Origin of the sequence: Streptococcus sp. HMSC073A12, assembly GCF_001812815.1 — a bacterium.
GTDB classification, from domain to species: domain Bacteria; phylum Bacillota; class Bacilli; order Lactobacillales; family Streptococcaceae; genus Streptococcus; species Streptococcus vaginalis.
In genome coordinates this window covers 33,220-45,850 of sequence record NZ_KV810530.1, presented here as the reverse complement: position 1 = coordinate 45,850, position 12,631 = coordinate 33,220, and the positions used below count along the sequence as shown (strand labels likewise).

16 protein-coding genes and 1 other annotated feature are annotated in these 12,631 nt (G+C 38.9%); of the genes, 13 read left to right on the top strand and 3 right to left on the bottom strand.

What is annotated here, in order from left to right:
* Positions 1–54: 54 nt before the first annotated feature.
* The 6 genes from cdaA (at position 55) to HMPREF2876_RS03065 (ending at position 5,589) form a co-directional block, all read left to right on the top strand.
* A complete protein-coding gene (gene cdaA, locus HMPREF2876_RS03090; protein ID WP_024051819.1) occupies positions 55–912 on the top strand; it encodes a diadenylate cyclase CdaA in 858 nt (285 codons plus the stop codon).
* Entirely contained in the window at positions 899–1,627 is a 729-nt protein-coding gene (locus HMPREF2876_RS03085; protein WP_024051818.1) for a CdaR family protein, read from the top strand. Before cdaA ends, HMPREF2876_RS03085 begins: the two co-directional genes overlap by 14 nt.
* Before the next feature lie 24 nt (positions 1,628–1,651).
* Complete coding sequence (gene glmM / locus HMPREF2876_RS03080) at positions 1,652–3,004, top strand: phosphoglucosamine mutase (RefSeq protein WP_070584149.1); 1,353 nt, start codon at positions 1,652–1,654, stop codon at positions 3,002–3,004.
* 108 nt (positions 3,005–3,112) lie between these two features.
* Positions 3,113–3,763, top strand: coding sequence for a phosphoserine phosphatase SerB (serB, locus tag HMPREF2876_RS03075; RefSeq protein WP_024051817.1), 651 nt, complete (start codon positions 3,113–3,115; stop codon positions 3,761–3,763).
* Positions 3,764–3,766: 3 nt separating this feature from the next.
* Positions 3,767–4,879, top strand: coding sequence for a glycerate kinase (locus HMPREF2876_RS03070; RefSeq protein WP_024051816.1), 1,113 nt, complete (start codon positions 3,767–3,769; stop codon positions 4,877–4,879).
* Between the two features lie 215 nt (positions 4,880–5,094).
* Positions 5,095–5,589 carry an EbsA family protein gene (locus HMPREF2876_RS03065; RefSeq protein WP_024051815.1) on the top strand — a complete coding sequence of 165 codons (495 nt, stop codon included), beginning with the start codon at positions 5,095–5,097 and terminating at the stop codon, positions 5,587–5,589.
* On the opposite strand, the gene HMPREF2876_RS03060 is transcribed toward HMPREF2876_RS03065, so the two are convergent.
* Positions 5,576–5,773 (bottom strand): ferredoxin, encoded by a 198-nt coding sequence (locus HMPREF2876_RS03060; protein WP_106079221.1) that lies wholly within the window; start codon positions 5,771–5,773, stop codon positions 5,576–5,578. The genes HMPREF2876_RS03065 and HMPREF2876_RS03060 overlap by 14 nt on opposite strands.
* A 45-nt stretch (positions 5,774–5,818) precedes the next feature.
* On the opposite strand from HMPREF2876_RS03060, the gene HMPREF2876_RS03055 reads away from it, so the two are divergent.
* The 7 genes from HMPREF2876_RS03055 to HMPREF2876_RS03025 all read left to right on the top strand — a co-directional run bounded on the left by HMPREF2876_RS03055 (position 5,819) and on the right by HMPREF2876_RS03025 (position 10,413).
* Positions 5,819–6,268 (top strand): SAG1386/EF1546 family surface-associated protein, encoded by a 450-nt coding sequence (locus HMPREF2876_RS03055; RefSeq protein WP_024051814.1) that lies wholly within the window; start codon positions 5,819–5,821, stop codon positions 6,266–6,268.
* A 9-nt stretch (positions 6,269–6,277) separates the two neighbouring features.
* On the top strand, positions 6,278–6,955 hold the full coding sequence (gene cmk, locus HMPREF2876_RS03050) for a (d)CMP kinase (RefSeq protein ID WP_024051813.1): 678 nt from the start codon (positions 6,278–6,280) through the stop codon (positions 6,953–6,955).
* 26 nt (positions 6,956–6,981) lie between these two features.
* Positions 6,982–7,111, top strand: a sequence feature (ribosomal protein L20 leader region).
* A 15-nt stretch (positions 7,112–7,126) separates the two neighbouring features.
* Positions 7,127–7,657, top strand: a complete 531-nt coding sequence (gene infC, locus HMPREF2876_RS03045; protein ID WP_003025051.1) for a translation initiation factor IF-3 — start codon at positions 7,127–7,129, stop codon at positions 7,655–7,657.
* 33 nt (positions 7,658–7,690) lie between these two features.
* Positions 7,691–7,891 (top strand): 50S ribosomal protein L35, encoded by a 201-nt coding sequence (gene rpmI, locus HMPREF2876_RS03040; RefSeq protein ID WP_003025048.1) that lies wholly within the window; start codon positions 7,691–7,693, stop codon positions 7,889–7,891.
* A gap of 46 nt (positions 7,892–7,937) precedes the next feature.
* Positions 7,938–8,297: a 50S ribosomal protein L20 gene (rplT, locus tag HMPREF2876_RS03035; protein ID WP_000124834.1), complete on the top strand. Its 360-nt coding sequence runs from the start codon at positions 7,938–7,940 to the stop codon at positions 8,295–8,297.
* Positions 8,298–8,560: 263 nt separating this feature from the next.
* Positions 8,561–8,947, top strand: a complete 387-nt coding sequence (locus HMPREF2876_RS03030; protein ID WP_021001558.1) for a lactoylglutathione lyase — start codon at positions 8,561–8,563, stop codon at positions 8,945–8,947.
* A 101-nt stretch (positions 8,948–9,048) separates the two neighbouring features.
* Entirely contained in the window at positions 9,049–10,413 is a 1,365-nt protein-coding gene (locus HMPREF2876_RS03025) for a polysaccharide deacetylase family protein (protein WP_042753984.1), read from the top strand.
* A 52-nt stretch (positions 10,414–10,465) separates the two neighbouring features.
* Here the strand turns inward: HMPREF2876_RS03025 and HMPREF2876_RS03020 are convergent, their stop codons facing one another.
* Together HMPREF2876_RS03020 and HMPREF2876_RS03015 are read right to left on the bottom strand one after the other, a co-directional pair.
* Complete coding sequence (locus HMPREF2876_RS03020) at positions 10,466–11,551, bottom strand: DEAD/DEAH box helicase (RefSeq protein WP_024051810.1); 1,086 nt, start codon at positions 11,549–11,551, stop codon at positions 10,466–10,468.
* Complete coding sequence (locus HMPREF2876_RS03015; RefSeq protein WP_024051809.1) at positions 11,538–12,527, bottom strand: Gfo/Idh/MocA family protein; 990 nt, start codon at positions 12,525–12,527, stop codon at positions 11,538–11,540. Before HMPREF2876_RS03015 ends, HMPREF2876_RS03020 begins: the two co-directional genes overlap by 14 nt.
* Between the last annotated feature and the right edge of the window lie 104 nt (positions 12,528–12,631).

Here is a 12,631-nt window from a genome sequence, read left to right as displayed (position 1 = left end):
AAGTGATATAATAATTAAGAATGTTTTTAGGTTGAGAAAGAGAGGACACTGGAAATGAATTTTCAGCAATTGTCCAATCTCCAATATTGGTCTAGTTTATTTTCTAGTCCTTGGAGTATTGTCATCAATATTATCGATATTGCACTAGTTGCTTGGATTTTATTTTATTTTACAAAAGCAATCGCTGGCACTAAGATTATGATTCTCGTTCGAGGGGTTTTAATTTTTGTACTGGCTCAGATTCTTGCCAATGCAATTGGTTTAACAACGGTTTCTTGGTTAATCAATCAAGTCATTACCTATGGAGTTATTGCGGCTGTTGTGATTTTTACACCTGAGATTCGTACAGGTCTGGAAAGGCTGGGGCGTGCTACCAATTTGTTTTCGACAGCACCCATTAGCTCAGAAGAAAGAATGGTGCAGGCATTTGTCAAAGCAGTGGATTATATGAGTCCGCGGAAAATTGGGGCTCTCGTTGCTATCCAAGGTAGCAGAACCTTGCAAGAATACATTGCAACAGGGATTCCTTTAGATGCCGATGTATCAGGTGAGTTGTTAATCAATATCTTCATTCCTAATACACCGCTACATGACGGAGCTGTCATTGTAAGAGACAATAAAATAGCCGTTTCTTGCGCTTATCTTCCGCTCACAGAAAACACAGGGATTTCTAAGGAATTTGGAACGCGTCATCGTGCAGCAATCGGTCTTTCAGAAGTGTCAGACGCTCTTACTTTTGTAGTGTCGGAGGAAACGGGAGGGATTTCAATTACACATAATGGAGTTTTCAAACACGATTTGACCTTAGAAGAATTTGAAGCAGAATTGCGGAAAGTGCTGATTTCAGATGAACAACCAAAATCACCATTTAGAAATCGTGTGCTAGGAGGTCGGAAACATGAAAAATCGTAAACAGATTTGGTATATCGTTTCTTCCATTTTTTTTGCTGCTGTTTTATTTATTTATGCAACAACGACAAATTATCAAAATAATTCAAGTGCTAGACAAACTACGTCTGAAACGTACACTAATACCTTGCCTAGTGTTCCAATTGACATTAAATACGATAGTGAAAAGTATTTTATTAGTGGTTTTTCATCTGAAGTATCAGTGGTGTTAACTGGTTCTAATCGTGTGACTCTTGCTAGTGAAATGCAAGAAAGTACACGAAAATTCAAGGTTGTGGCAGATTTGACAAAATCTACAGAAGGAATGAGAGAAGTACCTTTAGCAATTAAAAATTTACCAAGTGGGTTAACTGCGACTGTCACACCAGCTAAGATTACAGTGAAAGTTGGCAAGAAAGCAAGCAAGACAGTTGAAGTGAAAACAACTATCAGTTCAGCCCAGTTAGCAGATGGGTTGATGGTTGATCGCGTGACGGTTGGTGACAGTAAGGTAACTGTTACAAGTGACGAAGATACGCTGGCTAAGGTCGATCATGTAGAAGCGGTAGTGCCAACTAGTGAAAAAATATCCGCTAACTATTCAGGAAATTCCCCACTACAAGCAGTTGATGCAAATGGCACAGTTTTGCCAAGTGTGATTACTCCTTATGAGACAACCATAAAAATTACTGTTAAATCATCAAGTTCGTCTTCGAGTTCTACGAGCTCATCCAAATAAAAGTATTGAAAGGATTTTATAAAAATGGGAAAATATTTCGGAACGGACGGAGTTCGTGGAGAAGCAAATGTGGAGTTAACACCAGAGTTAGCTTTTAAATTAGGGCGTTTTGGTGGTTATGTATTAAGCCAGCATGAGAAAGATGTACCCCGTGTCTTTGTAGGACGTGACACACGTATTTCAGGAGAAATGCTGGAAAGTGCTTTAGTAGCTGGACTTCTGTCTGTTGGGATTCGTGTTTATAAGCTCGGAGTTATTGCTACACCAGGCGTTGCTTATCTGGTGAAATCTGAGAGAGCAAGTGCTGGTGTCATGATTTCAGCTAGCCACAATCCAGCACTTGACAACGGTATTAAATTCTTTGGTGGCGATGGCTATAAATTGGACGATGAGCGTGAATTGGAAATTGAAGCTCTTCTTGATGCCAAAGAAGACGATTTACCGCGTCCAAGTGCGGAAGGTTTAGGAACTCTTATGGATTATCCAGAAGGATTGCGCAAATATCAACAATATCTCGTATCTACTGGTCTTGATTTAGACGGAATGAAAGTTGCTCTTGATACAGCAAATGGTGCTGCTTCAACCAGTGCTCGTCAGGTATTTGCGGATTTGGGAGCTAGATTGACGGTCATCGGGGAAAATCCAGATGGGCTAAATATCAACTTGAATGTTGGCTCTACACATCCTGAAAAATTGCAAGAAACAGTCCGTGAATCAGGTTCAGCACTTGGTCTGGCATTTGACGGCGATAGCGATCGCTTGATTGCAGTTGATGAGAACGGTGAGATTGTCGATGGCGATAAAATCATGTATATCATTGGGAAATACCTCTCTGAAAAAGGTTTGCTTGTTCAAAATACAATTGTAACAACTGTTATGTCAAATCTTGGTTTCCATAAAGCTTTGGATCGTGAAGGCATTAACAAGGTGATTACAGCTGTTGGTGACCGCTATGTTGTAGAAGAAATGCGCAAATCTGGTTACAATTTGGGCGGTGAGCAATCTGGTCACGTAATCATCATGGATTATAATACGACGGGTGACGGTCAGCTGACAGCCGTTCAATTGACAAAAGTGATGAAAGAAACAGGTAAACCTTTGTCTGAATTAGCGTCAGAAGTAACGATTTATCCACAAAAATTGGTCAATATCCGTGTTGAAAACAGCATGAAGCACAAGGCCATGGAAGTACCTGCTATTAAAGCGGTGATTGAAAAAATGGAAGCGGAAATGGCTGGCAATGGTCGTATTCTTGTTCGTCCAAGCGGAACAGAACCACTTTTACGGGTCATGGCAGAAGCACCAAGCCACGAAGAAGTAGACTATTACGTTGATACAATTGCAGATATTGTGCGCGCTGAAATTGGTATTGAATAAAGTAAAGAAGCTCTTGTTTGTACGGCAAACGAGGCTTTTTTCTTTCTATTGCAACTTGTTTTGTCAATCAATTTTTTATATAATACAAGCAATATATGAGGTGATGATGTGAAAACAAGAGGATTATTGGTACTGGATGTAGACAGTACCTTGATTAGAGAAGAAGGAATCGATTTGCTAGGTGCTGCAGCAGGAGTTGGTGAGCAAGTCGCAGCTATTACAGAACGGGCTATGCAAGGGGAATATGATTTTGAAACGGCTCTGATAGAACGTGTGACTTTGCTCAAAGGACTTCCTGAAACAATTTTTAAACGAGTTTCTAAGAAAATTCATTTTAGCAAAGGTGCTCAAGAGTTGATAGAGGAAATGCATCAGCGTGGATACAAGGTTGGCATTGTATCAGGCGGATTTCATGAAATGGTAGACGAATTAGCCACGAAATTGAACGTAGATTATGTAAAAGCTAATCGTTTAGAAGTGAAAGATGGTAAGCTAACCGGCAAAGTTTTAGGAACAATTGTCACAAAAGAAGTCAAAAAAGCAATACTAAGACAATGGGCGGGGGAAAATAATTTGACTCTTGCTCAAACCATTGCTGTAGGAGACGGTGCCAATGACCTACCGATGATATTGACGGCAGGAATCGGGATTGCTTTTAATGCCAAGCCTTTTGTGAGAGAACAAGCGCCGTATCAAATCAATCAAACGGACTTGTATCAGGTCATAAAACTTTTGGAAGAGATAGAAAGTGAGGACTAAGCCATGCATATTTTAATTGTACCGGATTCTTTTAAAGAAAGTTTATCAGCCCAAAGTGTTGCAGAGGCTATAAAAGCAGGTTTTTCCAAGGCACTCCCTGAAGCAACATTTGACTTGCTACCCATTGGAGATGGTGGTGAGGGAACAATGGCAGCTCTAACTGCAGCCTTGCAGTTAGACACTTATACTCACATCGTAACTGGGCCTTTCGGAGAACCTGTTTCGATGAAATATGCTCGTAAAGGCGATGTGGCTCTCTTTGAAATGGCTGACTTGATTGGGTTGGCGAGTATCTCATCAGAAAAAAGAAACCCTTTGACTCTTGATACCAGAGGATTAGGAGAGTTAATTTTGTATCTAGCCAAGGAAGGTGTGCGGCAGATTTATATTGGTGTAGGGGGCTCAGCTACCAATGATGGTGGAATTGGAATGGCAGCTGGACTGGGTTATGAATTTTTTGATAAAGACAATCACCTGCTTCAAGCAAAGGGTATCTCTTTAGACCGTGTGGCTCGCATTTCAGCTGATAATGTTCCTGCAATTTTGGAAAATCTGGACATTCAGATTTTGACAGATGTCACGAATCCTCTCTGTGGTGAAAACGGCGCCACATACGTCTTTGGAGGACAAAAAGGTTTGCCCGCTCTGCTATTTTCTCAAGTGGATCAGGCAATGGCAACCTTTTATAAACAAGCTAATCCAACAATCTTTTCACTGGCTGGTGCAGGTGCCGGAGGAGGAATGGCGGCTGGTCTGGTGACATTTGCGCATGGAAAAATCGTTTCAGGAATTGACACTTGTCTTAACTTGCTTGATTTTGATAATCGTGTCAAAAAGGTTGATTTAGTCATCGTGGGTGAAGGACGAATGGATCAGCAAAGTCTGGCAGGCAAAGCTCCGATTGGAGTGGCAAGAAGAACACCAAGGAATGTCCCCGTTATTGCTATTTGTGGTAGTTTAAGCGATGACTTACCTTATTTTCCGGCAGAAAACATTCAAGCTGCTTTTCCAATCATTTCTCAAGTCGAACCTCTAGCTATTACTTTAGCCAAGGCAGAAGAAAATCTCATCCGAACAGCTCAAAATATTGGAAATCTATTAAAAATGAAAATATAAGATTTAACTCTATCGGCTGAATCTTGAGAAAGTGGAATTTGACCTATTTTCATTTTCGTTGAGGCGATTATCTCTATCACATCTGCCATTTTCGACTAATTTAATAAGGGATTAGAGCTAGTATTCTTTCACTTCCTTAATTTTTTCTTTTGTTGTCCAATCTCACTCCCATTTTTCTTTTTTTTATGATAAACTATATAAGAGGGGGTGTAGACATGATAAAGATATTTGGTCAGTTGCGCTATCATTGGCAACCAGATCTTTCTCTTCTAATCATTTATTGGTCTTTATCGGTCATTCCGATTTTTATAGGTTTTGCATTTTTATTTGAGAGTTCAGAAGTTCCATTTTTAGTTCTTTTCTCTTTCTTTTTGTTCATGGTATTATTGGGGATTGGTGTACATAGATATTTTGCGATATATGACAACGGGATTTTAAGAATTACTACGGCAAATCCATTTACACCTTCGAAGATTGAAATTTCAACAATTCGTAAAGTAGAAGTGACAAAAACTTCTATTACTCTTTTATTTGATGGCAAAGAAAAAGGCCGTACGTTTTGTATGCGTAAGTGGCCTAAGAAGTATTTTGTAAATGCTTTGGCTTTGAATGATCATTTTAAAGGTGAAGTTGAACTAATGGACAACTTCACCCACGTAGACTATTTTGAAACCTATTATGCTCATCCTAAAAAAACTACTCTTTCTTAAGAGCTTTTGTAGGACAGTTTTTGATAGCTTCAATAACATCAGGTGTTTCAGGAATTTCTTTTTCCAGAAGTTCATCGTCTTGATGAAATTTAACAATGCCATTGTCATGATAATCAAATAGTTCAGAATAGGTTTGGCAAAGCCCGCAGGCAATGCATCGTTCAGGAATGAGTGTCACTTTCATACTCATATTGTAATCGGAATTTGGAAAAAATACAAGGAGGAAGTCATGGCAAAGGATCCATGGGAAGAAGATATTTACGACAAGGGAGAAAAAGAATTGACGAGAAGTAAAAAAACGAGCGATGTAGCGGCCAATCGTGTGTTGACAATTTTAGCGGTTATTTTTTTCATCATGGTGATTACCATTGTAGGTATGATGATTTATTTATCAACTGGCGGAAGCAGCAAAAAAGCAGCAACACAGGGCTTTTATAATACTAAGGCTACCAGCAAACCAAGTGAAAGTTCTAGCGTTCCAGAGTCTTCTAAGGCAACAAGTGATAGCAGTCAAACGCAATCATCTGAAGGAACGCTTACTGTTCAAGCTGGAGAAGGTGAGGCGGCCATTGCTGCGCGTGCAGGGATTTCGATTGCTGAATTGGAGCGTTTGAATCCTTCTCATATGACAACAGGCGCTTGGTATGCCAATCCAGGTGATGTGGTGAAAATTCGATAGGAGTGTAGAATGAAACAAATTCAAATTGCCATTGATGGTCCGGCTTCAAGCGGAAAGTCAACGGTTGCTAAGATTATTGCGAAAGATTTCGACTACACTTACTTGGATACAGGCGCTATGTATCGTGCGGCGACGTACTTAGCTTTACAAAATGATTTATCTGCAGAAAAGTGGTCTGAAATTGTCGCATTATTAGACACTTATCCAGTTAGTTTTGGGCGTGATAAAAATGGGGAGCAGCTTGTTTTTGTGGGAGATGTAGATGTGACGCATCCGATTCGTGAAAACGAAGTGACCAACAATGTCTCTTGGGTATCTGCAATTCCAGAAGTACGAGAAAAGTTGGTGGATTTACAGCGAGAAATTGCATCTCAAGGTGGTATTGTCATGGACGGCCGTGACATTGGAACGGTTGTGCTACCTCATGCGGAATTAAAAATTTTTCTCGTAGCCTCAGTTGACGAAAGAGCTGAGCGCCGTTATAAAGAAAATCTTGAAAAAGGCATTCCGACGGACTTGGAAACTTTGAAAAAAGAAATTGCAGAGCGGGACTATAAAGACAGTCACCGAGCGGTTTCTCCTTTAAAACCAGCAGTTGATGCCATTCATTTTGATACAACGGGTATCGGAATTGCTGAAGTTGTGGCTTTTATCGAAGAAAAAGCTAAAAAAATCCTTGACAAATAATCTGAAACTTGATATTATATAAAAGTTGAGAAAAGCAGAAGTGAGAGCTTCTCGCCTTGCGACTAACGTTGTCTGGCTCTACGGATTAAGTTTCAGAGATGAAATACTATCATGTAGTGCGGGCTTGCGTTAGCAAGTCCGCTCTTGTTTTTCTCTAAAAATAAAAAAGAGGTGAAAACCATAGCAAAACAAGACTTATTCATCAATGATGAAATTCGTGTGCGTGAAGTTCGTTTGATCGGTCTTGATGGTGAGCAATTGGGCATTAAACCACTTAGCGAAGCACAAGCAATTGCTGACGATGCAAATGTGGACCTTGTTCTAATTCAACCACAAGCTAAACCGCCTGTTGCGAAAATTATGGACTACGGAAAGTTCAAATTTGAGTATCAGAAAAAACAAAAAGAACAACGCAAAAAGCAAAGTGTTGTTACCGTGAAAGAAGTTCGTCTCAGTCCAACGATTGACAAAGGTGATTTTGATACAAAACTTCGCAACGCACGCAAGTTCCTTGAAAAAGGAAATAAAGTGAAGGTTTCTATTCGCTTTAAAGGGCGGATGATTACTCACAAAGAAATCGGAGCTAAAGTATTAGCCGACTTTGCTCAAGCAACGCAAGACATTGCGATTATTGAACAAAGAGCTAAAATGGATGGACGTCAAATGTTCATGCAATTAGCACCAATCCCTGACAAAAAGTAATCTGTCAGAAGTTAGAAAAAGGAGAAAAATATCATGCCAAAACAAAAAACACACCGCGCATCAGCTAAACGTTTCAAACGTACAGGTTCTGGTGGCTTGAAACGTTTCCGTGCTTACACTTCTCACCGTTTCCACGGAAAAACTAAAAAACAACGTCGTCATCTTCGTAAAGCAGCAATGGTGCATTCAGGAGATTTCAAACGTATCAAAGCAATGCTGACAGGTCTTAAATAAGAGATTTTGTAGCAGATTATTCTAGGAAATATTGGAGGAAATATAAATGGCACGTGTTAAAGGTGGCGTTGTATCACGCAAACGTCGTAAACGTATTTTAAAATTAGCTAAAGGTTACTATGGTGCAAAACATATCTTGTTCCGTACTGCAAAAGAACAAGTAATGAATTCTTACTACTATGCATACCGTGACCGTCGTCAAAAGAAACGTGATTTCCGCAAATTGTGGATTACACGTATCAATGCGGCAGCTCGTATGAATGGTTTGTCATACTCACAATTGATGCACGGTTTGAAATTGGCTGAAATTGAAGTAAACCGTAAAATGCTGGCTGACTTGGCTGTCAACGATGCAGCAGCTTTCACAGCTCTTGCAGATGCAGCTAAAGCAAAATTAGGTAAATAATGAAAATAGGCTGGGAGAATGTTTTCAGCCTTAAATCATACTGTGTCATAAAATAACGATGCAGTGGTTGATTGTTCAAAGTATAGCTTTGAAGTTGCAAGATAGAATTTGCGAAACAAGTCTCAAGACTGTTCGTTTTTCAAACTCAGCAACTTTACAGGAGTGGGATGGAACTAAATGCTATCTCACTCCTTATTTTTTTAGCTAAAACTGGAGAAAATTCGTGATTTAGGATATAATGGAAAAAAGCAAAGGAGGATGCTATGGCTTCTAAAATGTTGCATACGTGCTTGCGAGTGGAAGATCTAGAAAAATCTATTGCATTTTATGCAGATGCATTTGAATTTAAAGAATTACGGCGCAAGGACTTCCCAGAACATCAATTTACAATTGTTTATTTGGGACTTGAAGGTGATGATTATGAGTTGGAATTAACTTATAATTATGGACACGGACCTTATGTGATTGGCGATGGTTTTGCTCATGTGGCTTTGAGTACGGCTGATTTGCTACAGCTTCACGCTGAACACACTGCTAAAGGATATGAGGTTACACAGCCAAATGGACTTCCTGGAACAAAGCCGAATTATTACTTTATTAAGGATCCGGATGGTTATAAAGTTGAAGTGATTCAAGAAAAAACTTTATAAGTTTGTAAATAATTGAAAATGAAAGGCTTGAAATTATTTTAGCCTTTTTTAGTAGGTAAAGTCTTTTTTAAACGAAAGAGACGAGGTAGAAAGGTAGTGTAGTGAAAAAAATACTTCTCATTGTCCTAAATGTCGCTTTTTTAATGATTATTATTTTTGGGAGTTTTCGGATTAGAAAATTGCTACAAGAAAGAAAATTAAATCGACAAATTTCACAAGTTCTGAAAAGGACAGATACAAAATATCATTATGGTTCAGTACGAAAGCAGACAGGACGTGTAGGAAGTCAGCTCATTACGTCTTACTATCCATTAACAGAGAGCAAGCAAGATATTGGTGTTATTAAAGAGAAAATCAATGCCGATATTCAGAAATTTTCAGATAAACAAAGTCAAGTATCGCAATACGATAACCTTATTTTTTATGTGAGTCATTTTACAGAGACAAATTTTTCTGGAGTAAAGCAAGTTGACATCAAGCGAATCTCTTATCCAGTGTTAACTACGAAAGTTGGAAAGGCTAGAGAAGAGGTTTTGGACTCGCTTTACATGTCGTCTGACAATAAATTGTTTAGCTTAAATCGACTTTTTAAAAATGTTGAGCAAGCCAAAAAGTTATTGCTAGAAGAAATGCAGCAGAAAATCACCGCTCTCCATAAAACAGAAGGACAGAAGATTCTACAAGCATTTCAAACAAGAGATATCTCCCAATGGACATTCAGTTATGAAAAAGGAAAACTCAATCTATTTTATAAAAACAATGAGCGAGTTTCAAAGGTGGAAATCGCCTTACCAGCCTTATATGAGGTAATTGATGAGCATTATTTAAAGGGAGAGGATTTGGCAGCTTATCAGTCCTATCAAGCTAAAAAACAGCAAAAATTAGTAGCTTTGACGTTTGACGATGGTCCCAATGCAGCAACGACACCGCAGGCTTTGGATATTTTAGCCAAATACCATGTCAAAGGAACTTTTTTCATGTTGGGGAAAAATGTAGCTGGAAATGAGCAACTTGTCAAACGTGTTCATGATGAGGGGCATGAGATTGGCAATCATAGTTGGAGTCATCCACAATTACCAACTCTTGCTCTTGAGCAAGCAAAAAAACAGATTGAGGATACACAAGCAGCACTTCGGGCTGTTATCGGAGAGAGTCCAAAAATGATGCGTCCACCCTATGGAGCTAGCAATGATGCAATCCGAAATGCTGTTGATATGTCTTTTATCATGTGGAATGTGGATAGCTTGGATTGGAAAAATCGCAATACTGGGTCTATCATGGAGCAAGTGAAAAAGCAGACTTGTCCAGGATCAATCATTTTAATGCATGATATTCATCAAACAACCATTAATGCCTTGCCGAGTGTGATTGAATATTTGCAAAAGAATGGGTACACTTTGGTTACAGTTAGTGAACTTCTGAATCATCAATTGGAAGGACATCGGCTGTATTACGGTGCAAATTAGATAGAAAAAAAGGATAGAAATGGTTACTTCCTATCCTTTTTCTATACTCTTTTTATTTCACATAGAGTTCACGATTTTTTAAGATAATTTCTTGAACGTGGGCATATTTTTTTAGTGTTTTTAATTCTTCTGGGTGGCTGATGAATGTAATGACATATCCCTCTTTGCCCATACGACCGGTTCGTCCGGCGCGGTGGGTATAGGTTTCAAAATCGCGAGGCAGGTCATAGTTGATGACACATTCGAGAGAATCAATGTCAATTCCTCTAGCTACCAAGTCAGTAGCAAGTAAGAGTGTAAGTTCGTCGTTTTTAAATTGCCCCAAGATGACTTTGCGGAATTTGACATTGACATCACTTGCCAGAGACACAGCTTGAATGTGACGATATTGTAGTTTTTCCTCAGCATTTCCTAAGTCTGAGAGGGCATTGAAAAAGATAAGCGCACGAAATTCTGAGACATAAGCGAGCTTTCGCAAATATTCAACTTTGTCGCGCTGTTTAACTTGCATATAAAAATGACGAATATTATCAAGTTGTTGATTTTCTGTTTTGATTTGGATTGTATTTTCAACAATTTTATCCTGCTCAAATTTAGCAGTAGCACTCATATAAATCAATTGATGTTCACGAGGTACATAGTGAATAATTTTGTCAACAAAGTGATATTGTGAATCACTAAGCAATTGATCAAATTCATCCAGAATGATTGTATCAACATTCATCATTTTGATTTTTCTTAGTTTGATGAGTTCAAAAATGCGTCCTGGCGTCCCGATGAGAATTTCAGGGCCTTTTTTTAACCGTTCAATTTGTCGTTTTTGGCTAGAGCCAGATAGAAAGAGCTGAGCTGTTAAGCCAAGTAGTTCAGCCCATGTTTTGGTGACGTCGAAAATTTGTCCAGCTAGCTCAGTATTGGGAGCCAAGATAAGTAATTGCTGGGATTTCTTAGGCTTTAGTTTTAGAAGACTAGGAAAAAGATAGGCAAGTGTTTTTCCAGTTCCGGTAGGGCTTATTCCAAGGACATTTTCACCCTCTGTAATAGGTTGAAAGAGTTGTTCTTGAATGGGAGTTAAATACTCAAAGCCAAGTTTGGTAAGTTGGTCTTGCCAACTTTGAGGGAAATTAGTTGTTGTCATGATCAGCCTCAAATCTAATACCAGCATCTTGCCGCATGCTAAACAGAGTTTTATGCACGGCAGCAGCAGCGTCTAGCCAGTTTTGGTAAATTTCTTGTTTTATCTCACCGCTCAATACTTGAGCGAATCGTTTGGCTTCTTCTGCCATGGTGTGAGAAGAGCGCACAATTTCAAGAGTCTTTTTCTCTTTATTTAAATCTTGAAAAACAGCCGAAGTAATGAATTCAATCGAATTTAAGGTCAGTGTACCGTCTGTTGTATAAATTTCAGCAGGGAAAAAACTATTGATATTTTTTCCGGTTTGGATAGTTACTTGAAATTCTGGATAGATTAAGCTTCCTACTCCATTTAGATCAACAGTATTTGGTAACTGCTGAGCGGTGTAACAGGCATTTTCTGGTGCTCCAAAAAGTCGTATGGCTGTATAGACAGGATAAATGCCTAAGTCCATTAGAGCACCGCCTGAAAATTTCGCCGAAAAGACGTTTGGCTTTTGTCCAGCTAACAGAGCTGGCATTTTGGAAGAATACTTCGCATAGGTGAAATGCGCTCCAAGAATGGTTTTGTTTTTGAGAAACTCTGAAATGACGTCAAATGATTGCTCATGATAGTTTCGAGCCGCTTCAAAAATGTACACATGTTGTTCTTGAGCTAATGCTACCAATTCAGCCCATTCTTCTGGGCGTGAGACAGCAGGCTTTTCCACAATCACATGTTTGCCTGCTAAAATAGCAGCTTTTGCTTGTGGGAAATGCAGAGAGTTGGGGCTTGCAATATAAATAATGTCTACATCACTAGTTAAAAAATCAGCCATATCTGTGTAGCAATCTACATTTTCATAATGACTGGCAAATGCTTGAGCAGCTTGTATCGTCCGTGAATACACCGTAGTCAATTGGTACTCTTTTGTAGCATGAGCAGCCTTGACAAATTGGTGAACAATGTCTCCAGTTCCAATCGTTCCGAGTTTTAACATCGTTTTCTCCTTATTTTTTATCTTGTCATTTATTTTGATTTACCTCTTTCATTATATCATGATTTGTTGTAAAATAGATAAGATGAGAAAAAATGGAGTGAATA